We start from the raw sequence: 21,242 nt of genomic DNA, 5'->3' as shown, positions 1-21,242 counted from the left end.
GGCCCCTTAGGGCATTATCAAAAGAAAAGTGAAATTAAAAGGAAGAAATAAGGTAAGTCCCGACTTTAGCATGTCATCGATGACGGATATCGTTTTCCTGTTGTTGATATTCTTCATGCTTACGGCCAATTCGCCCAACGCACTAGATCTATTGTTGCCCAAGGCAAAGGGGAAATCGACCAACACCCAAAACGTTTCGGTGAGCATCGATAAAAACTTGCAGTATTTTGTAAACGACGAACGCATCAACGGAGAATACATAGAAATTGAATTAAAAAAAGCACTGGAAGGTCAAGACAAACCCACGATTATTTTAAGGGCTGAAGAAAACGTTGCCATAAAAGAAGCGGTAAACGTTATGGATATTGCCAATAGGAATAATTATAAAGTTATTTTGGCCGTGCGACCCAACTAATGTCGTTCTTAGACACGAGACACAAAAAACAATCTTTCACACTTACTACGCTACTGCTAAGTGTGCTGTTGCTTATACTTTTCTATATAGGCCTGGGCTATCTTGACCCTCCCGAAGAAAATGGAATCTCCGTAAACTTTGGAACTACCGATTTTGGAAGTGGCCAGGTACAACCCAAGGAAAAAATACGTTCCGAACCTTTGGATACCCCTCCCGTAGAACCTACCAAACAGGAAGAGGCCGTTGAAGAAATGGTCGAGGAGGAACCTGAGGAAGCGGCCGCCGAAGCGGCACCGGCCGAAAATGTCCTTACCAGTGAAGAAGAGGAGGCCATACGCATCAAAAAGGCAAAGGATGCCAAGCGTAGGGCCGAGGATGCCGCAAAAAAGAAAGCGGCCGATAAGATAAAAAGGGAAAAAGCAAAAGCGGCCAAAATTGCCCAGCAAAAGAAGGCCGCGGAAGAAAAAGCCCGTAGGGAACAGGAAGCAAAACGGCGCAACCTGGACGAAATGATGGGCGGTCTCAACAAATCCGATGGCACGGCATCCGGCTCCGAAGGTGATGATAACAGGGCTGGGGACAAAGGACAGCCCGGAGGCGACCCCTACGCCACAAGCTATTACGGTAGCCCTGGCTCGGGAAGCGGTACTGGTGGCTATGGCCTAAATGGACGGTCCTTGGTCAACAAAGGCAAAGTACAACAAGAATGTAATGAGGAAGGTCGCGTAGTCGTAAAGATCATTGTGGACCGAAACGGCAAGGTAATCAGCGCAACGCCAGGGGTGAAAGGAACTACCAATAACGCCGCCTGCCTTTTGGAACCAGCGAAAAAAACGGCCTTCATGCACAAATGGAACCTGGATTCCAAGGCACCCAGCCAACAGGTCGGTTTTGTGGTGGTCAACTTTAAATTAGGTGAGTAAGTGACCTACCAAGAAACTCTGGAATGGATGTTTCGCCAACTGCCCATGTACCAGCAAAAGGGAAAAGCGGCCTTTAATGCGAAACTGGACAAAACCTTATCCTTAGCCTCCCATCTAGGGCATCCCGAAAGAGAATTTAAGAGCATTCACGTCGGTGGTACCAACGGAAAAGGTTCCAGTAGCCATATGCTCGCTTCCATATTACAGGAAGCGGGATATTCGGTCGGACTCTACACTTCCCCCCATTTAAAGGATTTTCGCGAGCGCATAAAAATTAATGGTACGCCAGTGCGCGAAGAATACGTGACGGACTTTATTGCAAAGCACTATTCTTTTTTAACGGAGAACGGGCTTTCTTTTTTTGAAATGACCGTTGGTATGGCGTTCGCATACTTCGCGGATGAAAAGGTAGACATTGCCGTGATAGAAGTCGGTTTGGGAGGCCGTTTGGATTCGACCAATATTATCCTTCCCGAGCTCTCGTTGATCACAAATATCGGTTTGGACCATACCGATATGTTGGGGGACACTTTAGAAGCCATTGCCTATGAGAAAGCCGGTATTATAAAAGCGGGAATACCCGTTGTGATCAGTGAGCACCAAGCGGAAACGGCGAAAGTATTTGAAGCGGTGGCCGCGGAACGCGGCGCCGCCCTTACCTTCGCCGATCAAGATGCCCCGCCTTCTTACCATACCGCATTGTTGGGCGCCTATCAGCAAAAAAATAGTAACGGAGCGGTTATCGCTATAAAGAAATTACGTGGCTTTGAAGTCACCGCAAAACATATCGAAAACGGATTACAAAATGTTGTTGCGAATACCGGATTGTTGGGCAGGTGGCAGCATTTGCAAAAAGAGCCCGTTATCGTTTGTGATACGGCCCATAACGTAGAAGGGTTGACCGTGGTATTGCAACAGCTGCAGAAACAACCGTTCGATACCTTACATATCGTATTGGGTTTTGTAAAGGGGAAGGACTTGAACAACATATTGCCCCTTTTTCCGACTACTGCCCAATATTATTTCTGTTGCCCTGGTATCGCCCGTGGGTTGCAAGCGGACGTTTTAAGGGAGCGGGCCGCTGATTACGGGCTCTTCGGTAAAAGTTATACTAGTGTTCAAGAGGCATTAAAAGCATCAAAATCAGCGGCTAAGAAAAGCGACCTTATTTTTATAGGGGGCAGTACTTTTGTAGTGGCCGAAGTACTGTAATATTTTAAGCTTTTTTCTTTTGACGTTTCTAAAAACATTCTATATTTGCACACCTTTACGGGCAATTAGCTCAGTTGGTTCAGAGCACCTCGTTTACACCGAGGGGGTCGGGGGTTCGAATCCCTCATTGCCCACATCAAGCAGGATTCCGATAAACGTAGTTTATCGGAATTTTTTTATGCCCAAACCCGAATAGTATATTCAGGGATTTGGGCATAAAAAAATTACGCAAGCCGCTAGGCTTCGGAACCCTATTTGCAGTAGTGGCCGCAACCGGGGATATGCAATCCCTTGTCTCCAAACAAACCCGAATAGTATATTCAGGGATTTGGGCATAAAAAAATGACGTAAGCCGATAGGCTTCGGAACCGGATTTCGCAGTGGTGGCCGCAACCGGGGATATGCAATCCCTTGTCTCCAAACAAACCCGAATAGTATATTCAGGGATTTGGGATAAAAAAATTATGAAGGCCGCCAGGCCTCGGAATGCGATTTCGCGGTAGTGGTTTCGATCAGGGATATGCAATCCCTCTCCTGTTTCGACCCGAAAAGCATTTTCGAGATTTTGGGATAAAAAAATTACGAAGGCCGCTAGGCTTCGAAATACGATTTCGCGGTAGTGGTTTCGACCAGGGATATGGAATCTCGGGCACGTTTGCCCCGAAGCACTTATCCATAAAAATACTTTTTCTGAAGCCTTTTTTACATTTTTTTGATAAGCAGGTGCTTTCGGTATACGGTCCGTCCACTTTATTCGACAATTCGGGAGATTCAAATCGCCGCCCTCACGAAATATACAGAACTTGTGATCGATAACCTTATCGATATACTATGGAGCCAATAGCTAAAATCCTTATTTATATTCATGCGGCAACCGGTGGCTTGGCGCTATTGGCAGGACTCATATCCTTGATTGCAACAAAGGGGTTTACGCTACATAGAAGGTCTGGGCTGGTGTTTTACTTTAGTATGCTTGTCTCCGCATTGACTGCATTGGTAGTGGCAACCATTCCGAACCATCAAAGTCCATTTTTGTTCGCCGTAGGTGTTTTTAGTCTTTACTTTATTTTGACAGGCAAAAGGGCATTACGATTTAAAAAGAAAAAATATGACCTACATTGGGATAAACGGATTTCATGGATGATGATCGTCACGGGAATTTTGATGGTTATTTTGCCGATGTTGGTTTCCAAAACCTTAAATATCGTTTTATGCGTGTTTGCCGGTCTAGGAATCGTGTTCTCCGTCCGTGACCTGTTGCTGTTCAAAAATCGCGATAAGCTACAAAAGGTCTGGCTGAAACTGCATTTGGGGAAAATGATGGGAGCCTATATTTCCGCCACTACAGCTTTTGTAGTCGTCAACGAATTGTTACCGGGTCTTTATGCATGGTTTCTACCCGGTTTGGCAGGTGGTGTTCTTATCGTGTTTTGGATAAGAAAGTTAAACCGATGACATCATATTTTATCTACGGTTGAGAGTCGCGTAATCCAGCAAACGAATGAGGGCACCATAGAAAAAGTGAGGGAATCGCATATTGATTTTCTATTCATCAGGGCAAACAGAAAACAGCTAAAGGTATCTTTGGATGATATCCTGTACATACGAAGTGTAAAGGACTACATCAAAATTTATCTTTCAGGGAGGACCTACATGATCAAACCTAGTAGCGCAGCTTTCCAAGAACGGTTGAACGGACGTTTTCTTCGAGTGCACCGTTCGTACATTGTAAACGCAACCAAAACTTCGGCCTACACCAAACTGGATGCTGAAATTGGGGAAATCGAGACTCCCATTGGGAAAACTACCGAACGGTGATTACTACGTATTTCGCAGCGAAGTAGGCAATTTTTATTGTGGTCATTTTATTTCAAACCTATTTTTCCAAGTTTTATCCGCTTTTTTCCAGTGCTATCCGAAAATGGATTTTTTTAAAGATGACCGGTTTTAGTTTCGTCCTGTAAACTAAAATTAAAATCCAATGAATCAATTTAAGATTGCCGTTTGTTTCGGGTGTTTGCTTTTCTGCGGCACGCTGTTCGCCCAGCAAGAATTTACCCTGAGCGGTTACGTACAGGAAGCGTCATCAAGTGAGAAGTTGTTCGGAGTAACCCTAGTATTCAATGGCGAGATTGGGACCACCACCAACGCGTATGGTTTTTATTCGGTTACCCTTCCCGAAGGCGAGTATTCCCTGGAAGTTGGTTACCTAGGTTTTCGAACCATTTTACAGGACATCACCGTTTCTGAAAATGAAAAGCGAAATTTTGAACTTGTCGAGGAAACGAACCAGCTTGATGAAGTGGTGGTGAAGTCCAATCGGGTCACCAAAGCGATAACCTCCACCGAAATGAGCGTAGCGACCCTAAAGACCGAAACGATAAAAAAAATACCGTCGGTTTTAGGGGAGCCCGATCTTGTGAAGTCCATTCAGTTGCTTCCGGGAGTATCCAGTGTTAATGAGGCCGCTTCGGGTTTTAATGTGCGCGGGGGATCCGCAGATCAAAACTTGGTGCTGCTGGATGAGGCAACCCTGTACAACGCTTCCCATTTGTTCGGTTTTTTCTCGGTATTTAATTCCGATGCCATTAAGGATGTCAAACTCTATAAAGGGGGAATCCCTTCCGTATATGGTGGGCGACTGTCCTCCGTACTCGATGTAAAACAGAAAGAGGGAAATGCCAAGCAGTTCAATGGCTTGGCCTCGGTGGGGCTTATTTCCGCAAAAGCACTGGTGGAGGGTCCTATTGCCAAGGGTGAGGGTGCAGCGGGCAAAGGAAGCTACATGGTTGCCGGAAGGCGATCGTATGCGGATGTGTTTACCTTTTTATCCTCAGAATTCAAGGATGTAAAAGCCTATTTCTACGATTTGAACATGAAAGCCAATTACGAGCTCAATGAAAATAATAGACTATACCTATCCGGGTATTTCGGAAGGGATAAATTCGGGATAAAAGGACTGGTGAATACCTTTTGGGGAAATGGTAGTGGAACCTTACGCTGGACCAGCGTGTTGAGCGATAAAGTGTTTTTGCAAACATCCGGAATTTACAGTAATTACGATTATAACCTGGACAATCTTCGTTCCGGGGCGGAGTTTCGATGGAAATCGGTTATCAACAATTACAACATCAAGCCAAGGATCTCTTGGTTCATCAATGGGAACAATACCATAAAGGCCGGCACTGATTTTACCTACTATAATTTTAAACCGGGTCAAATTTCGCCATTGGAGGGGTCTTCGGTAGTGCCCGAAACCTTTCAGGAGAACTTTGCCTTGGAAACCGGCACCTATATCGATTATCAACAAAAACTTTCGGATAAGCTCAGCTTGCAATATGGACTGCGGTATTCAACCTTCGATCGACTTGGAAAGGCCGAGGTAAACGAATACGAAACCGGGAATCCGTTGACGTACAATGCGGAACAAGATAGTTATATCGTCAATCCCGTAACGGGAACGACCTCGTACAAATCCGGGGAAACTATCAAAAGCTACAATGCTTTCGAACCCCGCTTTTCCATGCGCTACCTGCTTACCGACAATAGTTCCATAAAAGGAAGTTACAATCGAATGAACCAATACCTACATCTCATTTCGAACACGACCTCCGCAACACCCTTGGATGTTTGGGCACCCAGTGGGCGTTATTTAAAACCACAATCTTTAGATCAATATGCATTGGGCTATTTTAAGAACTTTAAAGAAGGTGCGTATGATCTTTCCTTGGAGGGGTACTATAAAGATATCCGGGATGTTACCGATTTCAAAAATGGGGCGGACCTTCTTTTTACCGAAAGTGTGGAAACGGAGTTCGTGCAGGGTAAAGGAAGGGCCTACGGTATGGAACTGCAAGTAAATAAGAACGACGGTAAACTTACCGGATGGCTGAGCTACACCTTGGCAAGGTCGGAATCCAAGGTTTTGGGCATCAACAATAACAAGTATTATCCCACCAATAGCGATCAATTGCACGAGCTGAATGCAGTTGGTATTTACAAACTGAACGATCGATGGGATTTCGGTGCAAACTTTGTTTACGGTTCGGGGAGGCCACTTACCTATCCTACGGGAAGGTATTCCCAAAATGGATTGGTTTTGGCGGATTATTCGGATAGGAACGGCAACCGCCTTCCGGCCTACCATCGGTTGGATATTTCCGCTACGCTAAATCCAAAATCCGGTAAAAACGGAAAATGGACATTCGGTCTGGTGAACGCATACGGACGCCAAAACGCTTCCTCGATCTACTTTTCAGAAGTGGGCGAAGTAAATGATCAAGAAGTGGCCACCGGCCAAACACAGGCAACCAAGCTGTCCATTTTTGGATTTCCGCTGCCGAGCATCTCCTATGAATTTAAATTTTAAAACAATCACATGAAAGCACTTATCACGACCGTCATATTTATAGTTACCATTATTTTATTTTGTACCTCTTGCGAAGTCGATGTAACCAACGACCTGAGCATCGCCAATAGTGCACCACGATTGGTAGTAGAAGGAGGTTTGGAACGTAACTTGAACACTCCGGTAACGCGCCAGCGTATTCGACTTACTACAACTCGAGACTTTTTAAACAATGACGAAACGGTACCGCTGGTCGAAGATGCGGTGGTAACCGTTACGGATGGAAACATGGCCTACGACTTTAGCTACTCCGGAAACGGGGTGTACACGAACACGGAATTGATACCGGAGTTGAACACTACCTATACGCTCACCGTTCTTTGGAACGATGAGGAGTATGAGGCTCGCGAAACCTTGACGGAAGTGCCCGCTTTTGATCGCGTATATTCCGAGTTTGAAGAGGAAACCTTGATAACGGACGAGGGCTATTTTGCCAAGTTCGATACCACCGACCCTGCGGGAGTTGCTAACTTTTATTACCATCGGGTGGCAAGAAATGGAGCGTTCATTATTGTGCCCGACCCGGGCAATAGCGATGTGCTGGTGTTATCGGATGAATTTTTTGATGGCCAGAAAAGGGTCGGGGTAAATCCGAACGACGAGATTTTGTTCGCGCTTGGCGATGAGGCCACTGTACAGCAACTGGGCATTTCGGAACGCTATTATAATTATCTTTATGAAGTGTTCGTACAAAGCAGTTCGGGCGGATTTAGTTTTGTGGGCAACCCACCACCGGAATCGGTACGGGGCAATGTGCGGAACATGACCAATAGCGACAACCGACCGTTGGGTTTCTTTTATACCGCCGATGTAGCGGAGGCTACCTTTGAAATAACCGAATGATGATTAATGCAAAATCAGGATTTTGACTAGAAATCGATTCTACCTATACCCGATAATCTGCTTTTTTGCCACGGCCCTTATCTTTTTGGTAAAGCTCATTTTGGAAGAGCCCCTGATGGAGGTGATACAGGAATCGGTTATCGGTTATCTGGTCATTTTGGCCTATTTGATATTGATTTTTAAAATGCGAAAAAGTACCATGGAAAGTGTGCTCCTTAAAAAAATCGGTGAGGGGAACGGCCATCGAAAAAGACTATTTTGGGTAATCTTCATCTTGTTGAAAATCATAGTCACGGCCCTTGTTTTAAGAGTAACGACCCTTTATTTTTTCGATGATGACAACAGTCCGATCATTGGGTTGCCGTTGTTGGCGATAGGCATAGGAAGTTCGTTGGCTGTTTTGTTAGTGTATCTATTGGAAGGGTTTATGGAATCCGAAGAAAAACGGGTGGCCAGCATGTTGAACCTTAAGGAATATGAAAGTGAAAAGGCTATAGCGAACTACAACGCGCTAAAAAAACAATTGAATCCCCATTTTTTGTTCAATAGTTTTAATAGTTTGGCCGGATTGGTTTCCCAACACCCCAAAAAGTCGGAGCAATTTATACAGGAACTCTCCAACATTTATCGCTATACCCTCAGTAAGAGCGATGAGGTAGTGGTTACCTTAAAAGACGAGCTACAGCTTATCGATTCCTATATTTTATTGCAACAGATCCGACTTAAGGACAAATTGCATCTAAAGACAAAGGTCGATTCCGAAGCGTTAAAACGGTTTGTTCCTCCTATGAGCTTGGAATTATTGGTGGAGAATGCCATTAAACACAACGTAATAGGCAAAACAAATCCGTTGATCATCCAAATCTACACCGAAGGGGATTATCTGGTGGTCGGTAATACCTATAACCCAAAGAACAGTACGTCCAAAGCATATTCCCATGGTATCGGACTTAAAAATTTGACCAATCAATACGCCTTGATCAGTACTAAAATTCCTTTTTTTGGGATACTGGACGGCCAGTATATTGCCAAAATTCCATTAATTTCCACCGAAGTATGATCCGTACGTTGATAATAGAGGACGAAGAAATCGCTGCCATCCGTTTGCAAAGGATGGCACAAGAAGCATTGCCCGAAATTAGTGTGGTGAAACTGATCGAATCTGTTTCCGAAGCGGTTTCTTTTCTGCAACATGCACAGGTCGATTTGATTTTTATGGACATCAACTTGGTAGATGGCCACTCTTTTGAGATTTTTGAACAGGTTACCGTAACATCGCCCATTATTTTTACCACCGCCTATTCCGAATACGCCATCAAGGCATTCGAGCAGAACAGTATCGACTATCTGCTAAAACCCATTGCCGCCGAAGCGCTGCAAAAAAGTTTGGATAAGTATCAACGTTTGCAAAAGGGAACTGTTCCCGACTACAAAAAAGTGTTCGAAGCTGGAAGCGATGCTTACAAGCAGCGTTTTTTGATCAAAAAAAACAATAGGCTTAAAAGTATTTCCGTTTCCGAAACAGCTTATTTTTACGCAGAAGAACGGGTCAGTTTTTTAATTACCGCCAACGGGGAAAGAGTGGTCGTGAACGAGACCCTAAAGACATTGGAAAATACATTGAATCCAGCGGACTTTTTTAGGATCAATCGTCAATTCATTGTACATAGGAGCGCTATTGCCGATATGTACTATACTTCAAAGTCCAGAATACGGCTCATGCTGAACCCGTCCTATGATGACAAACCGGTCGTCGTTGCCATAGAAAAGATTGGGAGTTTTAAAAAGTGGCTTTCCTGAGCACTGGGCATCATCGTTATAAGTGACAGATGACCTGCGTTAAAGAATTGTTATTTTGTTTAACATATTTAAATAATAATTAAACATTTTAATACCTTTACGTAGTTAGTCCAAAAGAAATTTATAATCAAAGTATATCGGATGTTCGGTTTGTTCAAAAAAAAGTCAGAGTTAGAAGTATTGAACGACAAATACAAAAAGCTGATGCAACAGGCACATCAACTTTCTACGTCAAATAGAAAGTTGAGCGACGAAAAAGTATATGAGGCCGAGGAAATCATGAAACAAATTGTAAAGCTTGAGAAATAGTCATATACTTGACACATAAATTTTAAAGGAATAGCATGGATTTAATGGAAAGGGTTCAAGAATTTGAATCTAGAAAAAAATCTGGAATGAGTACTAGCGATCGGGTTTCAGCTTCACGTGAGGCAAAAGCGTTGATATTGGAGCTTAATGAGATCTACAAGGAAAATAAGGACAGCGAGATTATGGATATCATGAAACGACTCACCGTAATCAAACAAAAAATAGACAAGCGTTTAAAAGGAAATTTAAACGTGTAAAGCATGGGTCGGGCAATATCGTATGGATAAAAAAAGTGATAATACCAAAGTGCTCGACCCTGTAAACCCTTCTGAACTTACGGCGCGTCAAATCGATAGGATCATAGAAATGGCCTGGGAGGATAGAACTCCTTTCGAAGCCATTTACTATCAGTTTGAACTGATGGAAAAGGATGTCATACGTTTGATGCGTACCCATTTAAAGAACAGTAGTTTTAAACGGTGGCGTAAAAGAGTAAATTCAGGTGTAAGCCAAAAGCACCTAAAAAAGAGAAATCCCGATATTGACCGCTTCAAATGCTCGCGCCAAAAAGCGATTTCAGGTAATAAAATAAGCAAGCGCTAATGCCGTCTGCAGGTATAGCACACACATTTCCCACAGCGTATCAGGATATTTTGGAACGGGTAGCTGCGGTGGACCCCATTGCATATGGCCGTACGCGGAATTATATCGATGGTGCCGTTACCTATCTTTCCCCCTATATTTCTAGAGGGGTAATCAGTACCAAGTTCGTTTTTGAACAGTTGCTAGAACGCGGTTTTCACCCTTCTCCCATAGAGAAAATGATTCAAGAACTGGCGTGGCGGGATTATTGGCAACAGGTTTGGGCGGTAAAGGGCAATGCCATTGATACCGATTTGAAACACCCTCAGCCGGGTGTTTTGCACCAACAACTGCCCAAGGCACTTTTGGAGGCCCGTACGGGTATCGAAGCTATTGATGCTGCCATACTACAATGGTATGATACCGGTTATCTCCATAATCACCTTCGCATGTACGTAGCCGCTATAGCCTGCAACATTGGGGGTAGCCATTGGAATATCCCAGCAAAATGGATGTATTACCACTTATTGGACGGGGACTGGGCCAGTAATGCGTTAAGTTGGCAGTGGGTGGCCGGATCCAACAGTGGTAAAAAGTATTACGCCAATCAAGAGAATATTAATAGATTTTGCCATACCCAACAAAGCGAAACTTTTTTAGGGGTGTCGTATGAAGTATTGCCCGATATGGAAACCCCTCAGGTTTTAAAGGAAACCGAAATGCCGGAACTGCATACGCCCTTACCCGAAAGGACGCGCATACGGTTGGATGAAGGCCTACCGGTACTTCTTTATAATTACTATAATCTAGACCCTTTGTGGAAGGAGCATATCGAGGCAAATCGGATCCTACTTTTGGAGCCTTCCCATTTTAAAAAATTTCCGGTATCCCAAAAATGTATCGACTTTGTAATGGCGTTGGCCGCTAATCTTAAAAATGTTCAAGTATATGTTGGGGAGTTTTCGGAACTATTGGCCGAACACGCGGTCGGTACGGTTTATTATAAGGAACACCCGACCAATCGCCATTACCAGGGCATCGAGGAGCCACGGGATTGGATGTTCGATGTACAGGGGTATTTTTCCTCTTTTTTTGGTTTTTGGAAAAAATGTAAAAAACAATTGAAGCGATGAGGTGGCTCAACACGACGTCAACTTTTCCCGGTTGCGGAAAATGAGGTTTTGCGCCTACTTTTTGTCTTTTCCAGCGCCCATAGCTTTGATATGGTGCCCAAAAGATCGCCGGTAGATGCTAGGATGAAGCGTTGTTCCGAACACAACAAAATGACGTTACCGAAGTAAACAAATAGCAAATGCACTATACAAAAGAGGAAATAGCGGAATTGGATAAAGTGGCCCGGTTGAAGTTGATCAATGCCGTTTCGGGCATTAAAGCCGCCAATTTGATCGGAACCATATCCAAGGAAGGAGTTTCCAACTTGGGTGTCTTTAATTCCGTGTTTCATTTAGGAAGTAATCCACCATTACAGGGCTTTATTTTAAGGCCCGTGGATGAGGTGCCTCGTCATACCTACGAGAACTTTATAGAGAACGGTCAGTATACCATCAATCATATCCACAGCGGCATGATCGAACGCGCCCACTACACCTCCGCCAAGTTTGAGGCAGATGTTTCCGAATTTTCGGAGTGTGGCCTTACCGAGGAGTACGTAGCGGGTTTTGAAGCCCCTTTTGTAAAGGAAAGCCGTTTGAAAATGGGCATGCGTTTTATAAAGGCCATTCCGATTCCTATGAACGACACCCTGATGATTGTTGGCGAAATCCAACATTTGATGCTACCCGAGAACGCTTATGGCGAAGCCGAGGATGTCGATTTGGAACGTATGGATGCGGTCGGTATTTCCGGGTTGAACACCTATTATGAAGTAAAAAAACTAAAACGCTTCCCGTATGCTAGACGTTCGGAAGTGCCCAATTTTAAAGACCGATGATTTTTTGGTGAATCGAAAAGACCAAGAATGATTGAAACAAATGAAAAAACAACACCTGCCCCAAAAAATGTGTCCCGTATGCAACAGGCCGTTCGCTTGGAGAAAGAAATGGGAAAAGAACTGGGAAACGGTTCGGTATTGTAGCGAAAAATGTAGAAGAAACAAATGACAGATGCTCCCGTAAATATTATATTTCCGCACCAGTTATTCAAAGAACATCCGCTTATTGGTAATGGTTACCCCATATACCTTGTTGAGGAATACCTCTATTTCAAACAGTATCCCTTTCACAAGCAAAAAATAGCATATCATAGAGCAACCATGAAATGTTTTGAAGCGGTGCTGCGGCAAAAAAAGCAAAACCCGGTATATGTTGAGGCCGTAGATGCCATTTCTGATATTCGCAAACTGGTTCCACATTTAAAGGACCAAGGGTTTACCGAAATACATTATGCCGACCCTATGGACTATTGGCTGGAAAAGCGGCTCACTGAAGGTTGTGGTCAAACCGGGATAAAAGCGGAGCGCCATAATGCCCCGATGTGGCTGAATACCCGAGAGGAGCTGTCCGGGTTTTTTAAAAAGGATAAAAAGAAGTTTTTCCAGACCAGTTTTTACAAGAACGAACGGTTGAAAAGAAACCTTTTGATCGACAGTGAGGGAAAACCGGAGGGCGGCAAATGGACCTTTGATACCGAAAACCGAAAAAAGTATCCCGCAAAAAAAGTGCCGCCACACATTCAGTATCCCGATACCAACGGCTATTATGAAGAAGCAAAACAATATGTTGGGGAACATTTTGGGGAACATTATGGAACGTTGACCGAACAGCAACTGTACCCGAACGACTATGAAGGCGCCCAAACGTGGTTCAATAATTTTTTGGAAACACGGTTTATGGAGTTCGGAACCTACGAGGATGCCATAGTGGCCTCCGAAACCATATTGAACCATAGTGTTCTAACGCCAATGTTGAACGTTGGTCTGCTCACCCCTTCCGAAGTCATTTCCAAGAGTGTTGCCTACGCCGAAAAGAACGGAGTGCCTATTAACGCTACGGAGGGTTTTGTGCGCCAGATCATCGGATGGCGAGAGTTTATACGGGGCGTGTACCTGGTAAAAGGTAGGGAAGAGCGGTTAAGGCACTTTTGGGGATTCACCAAGAAAATACCAAGATCGTTTTACGATGGAACCACCGGTATTTTTCCCATTGACGATACCATAAAAAAAGTACTGAAAACGGGCTATTGCCATCATATCGAGCGTCTAATGGTACTGGGCAATTTTATGGTGCTCTGCGAGTTCGATCCCGATGCAGTGTACCAATGGTTCATGGAACTTTTTATAGATGCCTACGATTGGGTAATGGTACCCAATGTATACGGAATGAGCCAATATGCCGATGGGGGCCTTATGTCCACCAAACCCTATATCAGCGGAAGCAACTATTTGATGAAAATGAGCAACTATCCAAAAGGGGAATGGCAGGAAATTTGGGACGGGCTATTTTGGCGCTTTATGCATACCCACCGCGATTTCTTTCTGAAAAATCCGCGTTTGGGCATGTTGGTACGGACGTATGATAAAATGTCGGACGAGAAAAAACAAGGGCATTTGCAACGCGCCGAAACCTATTTGAAAACCCTGAAAGCGTAAGGTGGCGGAACTGGCAACACATATCCAGCAAATAGGGCTGCTCTTCGATTTTGGGTTGGTGGTATTGATTTTTATGGTACAGCTCATCGTTTATCCTTCGTTTTTACATTATTCGTCCCAAGCTTTGCTGCAGTGGCACGAAAAATATACCAAAAGTATTTCGAGACTGGTAGTCCCGCTCATGTTCGGGCAACTGGCGATCCTGCTCTTTCGGTCGATCGGCACGCCCAGTTATCCGGCGTTCGCCAGTCTGGTCCTGGTCATTGCCGTATGGTGGTTGACCTTTGCCCGTTTTGTTCCCATGCACCATGCTATTTCTAAAGGAAAAGGTGATACTGCGGTATTGCAACGTTTGGTACAGTTGAACTGGTGGCGTACCTTTTTGTGGAGCGCTATCTTTTTGGTCGATTTCACCGTTTACCTTTAAGCACGCGAAATACGTTCCGGAAGTCGATCGAAGTGTTGTTAACATGCAAAATCCTAATTATGAGGCCACCCTTATTGGTATTTAATGAAAAAGGCATCTACTGTGCCGAGGCCGACGTGTATTTGGATCCTTGGAAACCGGTGCAAAAGGCGATCATTACCCATGGCCATGCCGATCATTCCCGATGGGGCCATCAACGGTACATTACCCATCATACGAACGTCCCCATCATCAAACACCGTTTGGGCGATATAACCGTTAGCGGAAAGGAATGGGGGGAGTCCTTTATGATAAACGGGGTAAAATTTTCGTTGCATCCGGCAGGACACATTATAGGATCCTCACAAGTGCGCGTCGAACACCAGGGCGAAGTATGGGTCTTTACGGGCGATTACAAAACAGAAGATGACGGGCTGGCCGTACCCTACGAGCCTGTTGCATGCCATACGTTCATTACCGAATGCACCTTCGGGCTGCCCGCCTTTAAATGGACGCCCCAACAGGAGGTAATGCACAACATCAATACCTGGTGGTCCGAAAATCGGTCGGAGGGCAGCTGTTCCATTTTGTTCGGATATTCTTTGGGCAAGGCACAACGGCTCTTAAAATATCTAGACCCCGAAATTGGGCCCATTCTCACCCATGGGGCAATCGAAAATACGACACAGGTCATCCGCTCCCTTGCCACCTTCCCCAAAACCCAACTGATCACCAAGGACACCCCAAAAGAACTTTTTAAGGGCGCCTTGGTATTGGCTCCGCCTTCTGCCCATGGTAGTAGTTGGATCCGCAAAATGGTGCCTTATGTTACCGCCTCCGCAAGTGGTTGGATGACCTTTAGGGGAGCACGCCGCCGTCGCGCCATCGATAAGGGCTTTGTGCTTTCGGACCATTGCGATTGGCAGGGACTACTGGCCAGTGTGAAGGCCACCGGAGCGGAAAAAGTAATCAGTACGCATGGCTATACCGATATTTTTTCGCGTTACTTAAGGGAATTGGGGTACGATGCCCGTACCGAAAAAACCCAGTTCGAAGGGGAATTGGCGGAAATGGAAACGACCAAGGAAAACACGGCGAGCACATGAAACAGTTCGCTGCACTTATAAAGACGTTGGATAGTACCAACAAAACGAACGCCAAAGTAGGGGCGTTGGCCGATTACTTTAAAACGGCCGATGATTCCGACAAACTATGGACAATAGCCATTCTGTCGCATAGACGACCACCGCGTCCCGTCAATACCACCTTGCTTCGGGAATGGGCGACAGAGCTGGCACAAATTCCCTTATGGCTGTTCGAGGAGTCCTATCATATTGTTGGCGATCTGGCCGAGACCATTGCCCTTATTCTGCCGGAGGGAGAAGAGCCCTCCGATAAATCACTTTCCGATTTTTTAGAGGAGATGCTACAGCTGAAGGCAAAAGAGGATACGGAAAAAAAAGCTTACCTCCACGAAAACTGGCGAAGGCTCAACTACTACGAACGCTTTGTATTCAACAAATTAATGACCGGCGGGTTCCGGATAGGGCTGAGTCAAAAACTAATGACCCGTGCCCTCTCCATGGCTACCGGAATCGATAAGGATGTGTTGGCCTATCGGCTGATGGGCGACTGGACACCCAAGAAAACGACCTTTCAGGAATTGATTTTGGAAGAACGCCCTTCGGACTATATTTCCAAACCCTTTCCATTCTATTTGGCCTATGCTTTGGAAGCTGAGTTGGCAGAACTAGGGCCTGTTTCCGAATGGTATGCCGAACACAAATGGGACGGCATTCGTTCGCAGGTGATCGTTCGGTCCGATGAATTGTTCGTGTGGAGCAGGGGAGAGGAGTTGGTGACGGATAAGTATCCCGAGTTTCAAGCGTTGGTAGGTACGGTGCCCAATGGTACGGTACTTGACGGGGAAATACTTCCCTTTCCAAAGGGCGAAATCGGGACCTTTAACGATTTGCAGACCCGTATCGGAAGAAAAACGGTCTCCAAAAGCCTTTTGGAAAAAACACCGGTCATTCTTAAAGCTTACGATTTATTGGAATGGGAAGGCAACGATCTGCGGCAACGGCCTTTTTCGGAAAGGAGGGCCATATTGGACGGGTTGTTCACAAAGGTACATGCGCAGTTGGACGTCTTGCAGCTTTCGGAAACGATGGTGTTCGACAATTGGTCGGCGGTCGCCAAGGAACGGGAGCGATCAAGGGCCGTTCGCAGTGAAGGGTTAATGTTGAAACGAAAGGATTCCCCTTATCTGGTCGGAAGAAAGAAAGGGGACTGGTGGAAATGGAAGGTAGCGCCACTGACAATCGATGCCGTGCTCACCTATGCGATGCGTGGCCATGGCCGCCGTAGCAATCTTTTTACGGATTACACTTTTGCCCTTTGGCAAACGACGGAGTCGGGCGAGCAGGAACTCGTTACCTTCGCAAAGGCGTACTCGGGACTCACCGATGCCGAGTTTCGGGAAGTGGACAAGTTTATCAAAGCGAATACCTTGGAACGTTTTGGTCCGGTCCGTTCCGTAACGCCCCAACTGGTTTTTGAAATCGCCTTTGAAGGTATTGCCCTTTCCAAAAGGCATAAAAGTGGGGTGGCCACACGTTTTCCGCGAATATTGAGATGGCGGAAGGATAAAAAAATTGAAGAAGCGAATTCCCTCGAAGATCTGAAACAGTTGTTGCCTATTTCGGAAATGTCTTAGCGAAATAAAACGTGCCAGTAGGCTGTGTATACTATTTTCTGAAAGAACGGATGCTAGAGTGCATCTCCGATAATTACACTTAATCCATCCACATTCTCCTGTAGCCCTTGTGCCCCTTGCCTTGTAACCTGGGTGTCCCACAGGTATACCCGTTGCAGTCCCGGTAGTGTTTGAATAATGGGCAAACAGCCGTCCGTTACTTGGGTGCCGTAGAGGTTCAAGGACTCCAGATGCCGTAATCCTTTCAGCCGTTCCACCCCTTTGTCGGAAACAGGGGTCTTTTCCAATTGAAGCCGCGTTAGGTTGGTAAAGGTGGCTACGGTCGAAAGCCATTCGTCCGCAATATCGTTACGGGCCAAAGAGAGCCAGGTGATGTGGTCTTTAACGCTGGCCAAAGCTTGTAGTTTGGATTCGGTAAGCGCATTTCCAACATATTTGATATCGAGCAACGGATTATCGGCCCCTAAAGATTTTACCTGAAATCCTTCCTTTTCCAGTTCCCTTATTTTCTCACTATCCAACACTGGTAAGCGAACCGTTTCGTACCAGGGTTTGGGCGTGGTGTCGATACCATAGCGGCGTAAAAGTACCGGTCGAATGTTTTCTCCGATGGTCATGCTCGAAATGGAATCTTCAAAAGAAGCCCCCTGCTCGATCCACCACTCCACGGTCTTGATTTCGTCATAGGTGAGCGCGTTGCCGGTCGGTGGCATGAACTTGATGTTTTTCTGCGGTAATGTTATCCTACGGAAAAGCTCGCTTTCCGCACTGTTGGCGGTCAAAAGGATAGCGCCATTGTCCCCTCCTGCAAGAAAAGCCTCCGATTCCGCCATATTAAGCCCTCCCCGTTGCACTTCGTTGTTGTGACAGGCGAAACATTTTTCCTCGAAAATTGGGACGATCAGGTCGCGGTAAACGATCAGCGAATCGGTATTGCCAAAAGTGGGAAGGGAATCATTCCGGTAATCGGTGCCCAGCAGCCCCTGTATCGGTTTCGGTGCATATTCCGTCAGGTAGGTGTCCCCATGGGTCATGTTTCCCCCTTTGTGCCCTTCAACGAATAGCGATACCAAAAGGATCACATTGAACCCGTTTTGTAGCATCTTCGGATACTTGGTTCTGTTTTTTTTCAAATACCAACCTACAAAGGCTATGACGACTATTGCAATACCCAACCAACGATGCAGAAAAAGGTCTTTTTCCTCATGTAACCCCGTTTCGCCCAGGTACCATCCGCATAATGCCGCCGCCGCGGCGCTTATTCCCCCCAAGAGCCATGCATTGGCAATCAGATTACCGTTGGTGGCGGTTTTTTTAAAACCTTGCCACCACTCCAATAAAATTGCCAATACCAAAAAGCCTATGGGCAAATGTACGAGCAGGGGATGAAAACGACCGATAAAGGTAGAAAACTCCAATGGGATCATGTTGGTAACGGTTTGTGGTTATACTCGGGTCAGTTTGATCGGGTAGGTTTTTCCGGAAGCCCATTGTGGTACGTAAAGACTTCCCTCGTCATCGACCAATACATCATGCGGATTTCGAAACGTTTTACCATCAAAGATCGGCGCCGTAAGGGTGCCGTTCACATATTCGGGCGCACTGCCCCCGGGAAAGGATACTACCTTGTTGTCTTTGTCCAAAACGGCCAACATGCCGTCCCAGCTGTCCCAGGTTTTGGTCACGATTACCGCGAAATAGAGGTTTTCCCCATGAATGACCGGGCGACATACGGAACATCCCGGAAGCAAAATGGTCTCCAAATGTTTTCCGTCCAACGTAAACCGCTTAAAACGTTGATTTCCGCGCGACGTAATGAGCAGTGTAGGGTTTTCGGCATCGCGATGGTCCACTGTAATACCATGGCTGCAATTAAAAAGGGCGTCGGCCTCTCCAGTGCCACCAAAATGCCCTTGGTATTCTCCCTTTGCGTTGTAATGAATAATGAAATTTTCACCGTACCCATCGGCAACATAAAAATCACCATTGGGCAAAATGGCCGTTTCTGTCGGTTTAAATTGATCATTACTGGTGTATCCGGAAACTTCTTTGGGACGTTCCAAGGTCATGATGATCTTTCCGTCCAAAGTGGTTTTCCATACTTTGTGGGTGTCAGGGTCCGTAATGAGTAAAAATTGATCTTTTCCCTCACCGCCTATGGAAAGGCCGTGTGCTCCGGGAAAATCGGTTCCCCAGGAATCCAATACCTTACCCGATCGATCATAAACGATCAGGTTGTTGTTGTTTTCCCCGGTGGTGGTCATTAGAATACGCCCTTGGTGGTCCAGTACCATTTCATGGCAATCGTTCACCGGTATTTTTGAAGGGTCCTGTATGCCCCATTCTTGATCTACTTGATATTGGAAGTTTCCGTGTCCTACGAGTTCTTTCATTGGTTTTTTTGAATGTGTTATGCCAAAGGAAACAGCGGGTGCAATAAGCCCGGCCGCCGAAGCCATGGTTGTTTTTTTAATAAAGTTTCTTCTGTTGTTATTGCTGTTTTTCATGTTTTTTCGGATTATTTACAAATAGATCAGGCCAAAATCTCTTTTACGACCTCGCCGTGCACATCGGTCAAACGGTAACGTCTTCCTTGAAATTTAAAGGTAAGGCGTTCATGGTCCACTCCTAATAAGTGCATGAGGGTCGCTTGAAAATCGTGCACGTGTACGGGGTTTTGAACCACGTTGTACCCAAAATCGTCCGTTGCGCCAAAAGTGAACCCTTTTTTAATGCCGGCCCCGGCCATAAAAATGGTAAAGCACTTGGGGTGGTGGTCGCGACCAAAGCTTTCAGGGGTCAATTGTCCTTGAGAGTAGTTGGTTCGCCCAAACTCCCCGCCCCAGATCACAAGCGTATCCTCCAACATACCACGTTGTTTTAGATCGGTGATCAATGCTGCGGTCGCCTGATCGGTCTCCTTGCACTGCACTTTTATGGCCTTGGGAAGGTTGCCGTGCTGGTCCCATCCCTGGTGGTACAGTTGAATGAACTTTACGTCGCGTTCGGCAAGTCTGCGGGCCAAAATACAATTGGCGGCAAAGGTTCCGGGTTTTTTACTGTCCGGTCCGTACATCTCGTAAATGTGATCGGACTCGTCTTTGGTATCCATAATTTCAGGAACGGAGGTCTGCATACGGAACGCCATCTCGTATTGTGCCATTCGGGCCAAGATTTCTGGATCGCCCAGATCATCATGGTTTAATTTTTCCAACCGTTGCAAATGGTCCAGCTGCTCCCTTCTGGAAGTGCCATCGATTCCGGGAGGATTGGTCAGGTAGAGTACCGGGTCTTTGCCGGATCGAAATTGTACGCCCTGGTGTTGTGAAGGCAAAAAACCGTTACCCCAAGATCGGGAATACAAGGGTTGTCCAAACTTGTCCTTGGTGACCAAAACTACGAACTCTGGTAAATTTTTATTATCGGTACCCAACCCATAGCTCACCCAGGAACCTATGGAGGGGCGTCCTGGTAATTGGGAGCCCGTTTGGAAAAAGGTTACCGCCGGATCATGATTGATCGCCTCGGTATACATCGATTTTATAAAACAGAGTTCATCTACGATTTTGGAGGTATGCGGCATCAGATCGCTCATCCATGCACCGCTGTCCCCATGTTGTTTAAAATCAAAAACGCTGCCGGCAATGGGCAAACTCGCCTGTCCTGCCGACATTCCGGTCAGCCGCTGCCCTTGCTGTACGCTCTCGGGCAAGTCTTGACCGTTCATTCTGTTCAACAACGGCTTGTAATCGAAAAGATCCAGTTGGGAAGGTGCACCACTTTGAAAGAGATAAATAACCCGTTTTACTTTGGCCGGGAAATGCGTTTGCCCCAGGGCGCCACCGTTCAGCAAAGGTGCCGCTGTATTCTTGCCATTGCCAAAAAGTCCCATCGGGTCGAGCATCGAAGCCATGGAAAGGGCACCCATGCCCAAGGAGGTTTTTGTGAGGAAATCCCTTCTGGTATAATTTTTTTTATGGTCGTGTGTACACATAGTTTCAATTCAGGAGGTAAAGCG

The 21,242-nt window shown here is 45.8% G+C and carries 22 protein-coding genes and 1 tRNA gene; 20 read left to right on the top strand and 3 right to left on the bottom strand.

The window, feature by feature from the left end; all coding sequences use genetic code 11:
- Positions 1–28: 28 nt before the first annotated feature.
- The 20 genes from ACRD7P_RS17230 (at position 29) to ACRD7P_RS17135 (ending at position 17,224) form a co-directional block, all read left to right on the top strand.
- Positions 29–415 (top strand): ExbD/TolR family protein, encoded by a 387-nt coding sequence (locus ACRD7P_RS17230; protein ID WP_430908916.1) that lies wholly within the window; start codon positions 29–31, stop codon positions 413–415.
- Positions 415–1,338, top strand: a complete 924-nt coding sequence (locus ACRD7P_RS17225; protein WP_430908914.1) for an energy transducer TonB — start codon at positions 415–417, stop codon at positions 1,336–1,338. The genes ACRD7P_RS17230 and ACRD7P_RS17225 overlap by 1 nt, the downstream gene beginning before the upstream one ends.
- On the top strand, positions 1,339–2,550 hold the full coding sequence (locus tag ACRD7P_RS17220) for a bifunctional folylpolyglutamate synthase/dihydrofolate synthase (RefSeq protein ID WP_430908912.1): 1,212 nt from the start codon (positions 1,339–1,341) through the stop codon (positions 2,548–2,550).
- A gap of 59 nt (positions 2,551–2,609) precedes the next feature.
- Positions 2,610–2,684: transfer RNA gene (locus ACRD7P_RS17215), tRNA-Val, on the top strand.
- A 697-nt stretch (positions 2,685–3,381) separates the two neighbouring features.
- Positions 3,382–4,005, top strand: a complete 624-nt coding sequence (locus tag ACRD7P_RS17210; RefSeq protein ID WP_430908911.1) for a DUF2306 domain-containing protein — start codon at positions 3,382–3,384, stop codon at positions 4,003–4,005.
- Between the two features lie 66 nt (positions 4,006–4,071).
- Entirely contained in the window at positions 4,072–4,368 is a 297-nt protein-coding gene (locus tag ACRD7P_RS17205; protein WP_430908910.1) for a LytR/AlgR family response regulator transcription factor, read from the top strand.
- 163 nt (positions 4,369–4,531) lie between these two features.
- A complete protein-coding gene (locus tag ACRD7P_RS17200) occupies positions 4,532–6,919 on the top strand; it encodes a TonB-dependent receptor (protein ID WP_430908909.1) in 2,388 nt (795 codons plus the stop codon).
- A gap of 9 nt (positions 6,920–6,928) precedes the next feature.
- Complete coding sequence (locus tag ACRD7P_RS17195; protein WP_430908908.1) at positions 6,929–7,801, top strand: DUF4249 domain-containing protein; 873 nt, start codon at positions 6,929–6,931, stop codon at positions 7,799–7,801.
- 22 nt (positions 7,802–7,823) lie between these two features.
- A complete protein-coding gene (locus ACRD7P_RS17190) occupies positions 7,824–8,861 on the top strand; it encodes a sensor histidine kinase (RefSeq protein WP_430908907.1) in 1,038 nt (345 codons plus the stop codon).
- Positions 8,858–9,601 (top strand): LytR/AlgR family response regulator transcription factor, encoded by a 744-nt coding sequence (locus tag ACRD7P_RS17185; RefSeq protein WP_430908906.1) that lies wholly within the window; start codon positions 8,858–8,860, stop codon positions 9,599–9,601. The genes ACRD7P_RS17190 and ACRD7P_RS17185 overlap by 4 nt, the downstream gene beginning before the upstream one ends.
- Before the next feature lie 141 nt (positions 9,602–9,742).
- Positions 9,743–9,910 carry a Lacal_2735 family protein gene (locus tag ACRD7P_RS17180; RefSeq protein WP_430908905.1) on the top strand — a complete coding sequence of 56 codons (168 nt, stop codon included), beginning with the start codon at positions 9,743–9,745 and terminating at the stop codon, positions 9,908–9,910.
- A gap of 35 nt (positions 9,911–9,945) precedes the next feature.
- The gene (locus ACRD7P_RS17175; protein WP_430908904.1) at positions 9,946–10,167 is read left to right on the top strand and encodes a hypothetical protein; all 222 of its coding nucleotides are present in this window, start codon (positions 9,946–9,948) and stop codon (positions 10,165–10,167) included.
- A gap of 22 nt (positions 10,168–10,189) precedes the next feature.
- Positions 10,190–10,513 carry a TIGR03643 family protein gene (locus tag ACRD7P_RS17170; protein WP_430908903.1) on the top strand — a complete coding sequence of 108 codons (324 nt, stop codon included), beginning with the start codon at positions 10,190–10,192 and terminating at the stop codon, positions 10,511–10,513.
- Entirely contained in the window at positions 10,513–11,625 is a 1,113-nt protein-coding gene (locus ACRD7P_RS17165; protein WP_430908902.1) for an FAD-binding domain-containing protein, read from the top strand. Before ACRD7P_RS17170 ends, ACRD7P_RS17165 begins: the two co-directional genes overlap by 1 nt.
- Before the next feature lie 179 nt (positions 11,626–11,804).
- Complete coding sequence (locus ACRD7P_RS17160) at positions 11,805–12,443, top strand: flavin reductase family protein (protein ID WP_430908901.1); 639 nt, start codon at positions 11,805–11,807, stop codon at positions 12,441–12,443.
- Between the two features lie 40 nt (positions 12,444–12,483).
- Positions 12,484–12,612 carry a DUF2256 domain-containing protein gene (locus ACRD7P_RS17155; protein ID WP_430908900.1) on the top strand — a complete coding sequence of 43 codons (129 nt, stop codon included), beginning with the start codon at positions 12,484–12,486 and terminating at the stop codon, positions 12,610–12,612.
- Entirely contained in the window at positions 12,609–14,099 is a 1,491-nt protein-coding gene (locus ACRD7P_RS17150) for a cryptochrome/photolyase family protein (protein WP_430908899.1), read from the top strand. Before ACRD7P_RS17155 ends, ACRD7P_RS17150 begins: the two co-directional genes overlap by 4 nt.
- Before the next feature lies 1 nt (position 14,100).
- A complete protein-coding gene (locus ACRD7P_RS17145) occupies positions 14,101–14,526 on the top strand; it encodes a hypothetical protein (protein WP_430908898.1) in 426 nt (141 codons plus the stop codon).
- A 59-nt stretch (positions 14,527–14,585) separates the two neighbouring features.
- On the top strand, positions 14,586–15,611 hold the full coding sequence (locus ACRD7P_RS17140) for a ligase-associated DNA damage response exonuclease (RefSeq protein WP_430908897.1): 1,026 nt from the start codon (positions 14,586–14,588) through the stop codon (positions 15,609–15,611).
- Positions 15,608–17,224, top strand: coding sequence for an ATP-dependent DNA ligase (locus ACRD7P_RS17135; protein ID WP_430908895.1), 1,617 nt, complete (start codon positions 15,608–15,610; stop codon positions 17,222–17,224). The genes ACRD7P_RS17140 and ACRD7P_RS17135 overlap by 4 nt, the downstream gene beginning before the upstream one ends.
- Before the next feature lie 53 nt (positions 17,225–17,277).
- Here the strand turns inward: ACRD7P_RS17135 and ACRD7P_RS17130 are convergent, their stop codons facing one another.
- Genes ACRD7P_RS17130 through ACRD7P_RS17120 form a run of 3 tightly spaced genes read right to left on the bottom strand, consistent with a single transcriptional unit; the run spans position 17,278 to position 21,218 of the window.
- Positions 17,278–18,651: a DUF2231 domain-containing protein gene (locus ACRD7P_RS17130; protein WP_430908894.1), complete on the bottom strand. Its 1,374-nt coding sequence runs from the start codon at positions 18,649–18,651 to the stop codon at positions 17,278–17,280.
- An 18-nt stretch (positions 18,652–18,669) separates the two neighbouring features.
- Positions 18,670–19,731: a twin-arginine translocation signal domain-containing protein gene (locus ACRD7P_RS17125; protein WP_430908893.1), complete on the bottom strand. Its 1,062-nt coding sequence runs from the start codon at positions 19,729–19,731 to the stop codon at positions 18,670–18,672.
- A gap of 26 nt (positions 19,732–19,757) precedes the next feature.
- Complete coding sequence (locus ACRD7P_RS17120; RefSeq protein ID WP_430908892.1) at positions 19,758–21,218, bottom strand: DUF1501 domain-containing protein; 1,461 nt, start codon at positions 21,216–21,218, stop codon at positions 19,758–19,760.
- Positions 21,219–21,242 lie beyond the last annotated feature (24 nt).

This window comes from Maribacter sp. 2-571 (assembly GCF_050589625.1).
Classification (GTDB): domain Bacteria; phylum Bacteroidota; class Bacteroidia; order Flavobacteriales; family Flavobacteriaceae; genus Pelagihabitans.
This window is presented reverse-complemented; position numbering and strand designations above follow the sequence as displayed.

Excerpts from the sequence above, each read along its gene's own strand:
- ACRD7P_RS17225 (WP_430908914.1), top strand. The coding sequence starts at position 415 with ATGTCGTTCTTAGACACGAGACACAAAAAACAATCTTTCACACTTACT.
- ACRD7P_RS17210 (WP_430908911.1), top strand. The coding sequence starts at position 3,382 with ATGGAGCCAATAGCTAAAATCCTTATTTATATTCATGCGGCAACCGGT.
- ACRD7P_RS17200 (WP_430908909.1), top strand. The coding sequence starts at position 4,532 with ATGAATCAATTTAAGATTGCCGTTTGTTTCGGGTGTTTGCTTTTCTGC.
- ACRD7P_RS17195 (WP_430908908.1), top strand. The coding sequence starts at position 6,929 with ATGAAAGCACTTATCACGACCGTCATATTTATAGTTACCATTATTTTA.
- ACRD7P_RS17185 (WP_430908906.1), top strand. The coding sequence starts at position 8,858 with ATGATCCGTACGTTGATAATAGAGGACGAAGAAATCGCTGCCATCCGT.
- ACRD7P_RS17180 (WP_430908905.1), top strand. The coding sequence starts at position 9,743 with ATGTTCGGTTTGTTCAAAAAAAAGTCAGAGTTAGAAGTATTGAACGAC.
- ACRD7P_RS17175 (WP_430908904.1), top strand. The coding sequence starts at position 9,946 with ATGGATTTAATGGAAAGGGTTCAAGAATTTGAATCTAGAAAAAAATCT.
- ACRD7P_RS17170 (WP_430908903.1), top strand. The coding sequence starts at position 10,190 with ATGGATAAAAAAAGTGATAATACCAAAGTGCTCGACCCTGTAAACCCT.
- ACRD7P_RS17165 (WP_430908902.1), top strand. The coding sequence starts at position 10,513 with ATGCCGTCTGCAGGTATAGCACACACATTTCCCACAGCGTATCAGGAT.
- ACRD7P_RS17160 (WP_430908901.1), top strand. The coding sequence starts at position 11,805 with ATGCACTATACAAAAGAGGAAATAGCGGAATTGGATAAAGTGGCCCGG.
- ACRD7P_RS17155 (WP_430908900.1), top strand. The coding sequence starts at position 12,484 with ATGAAAAAACAACACCTGCCCCAAAAAATGTGTCCCGTATGCAACAGG.
- ACRD7P_RS17150 (WP_430908899.1), top strand. The coding sequence starts at position 12,609 with ATGACAGATGCTCCCGTAAATATTATATTTCCGCACCAGTTATTCAAA.
- ACRD7P_RS17140 (WP_430908897.1), top strand. The coding sequence starts at position 14,586 with ATGAGGCCACCCTTATTGGTATTTAATGAAAAAGGCATCTACTGTGCC.
- ACRD7P_RS17135 (WP_430908895.1), top strand. The coding sequence starts at position 15,608 with ATGAAACAGTTCGCTGCACTTATAAAGACGTTGGATAGTACCAACAAA.
- ACRD7P_RS17130 (WP_430908894.1), bottom strand. The coding sequence starts at position 18,651 with ATGATCCCATTGGAGTTTTCTACCTTTATCGGTCGTTTTCATCCCCTG.
- ACRD7P_RS17125 (WP_430908893.1), bottom strand. The coding sequence starts at position 19,731 with ATGAAAAACAGCAATAACAACAGAAGAAACTTTATTAAAAAAACAACC.
- ACRD7P_RS17120 (WP_430908892.1), bottom strand. The coding sequence starts at position 21,218 with ATGTGTACACACGACCATAAAAAAAATTATACCAGAAGGGATTTCCTC.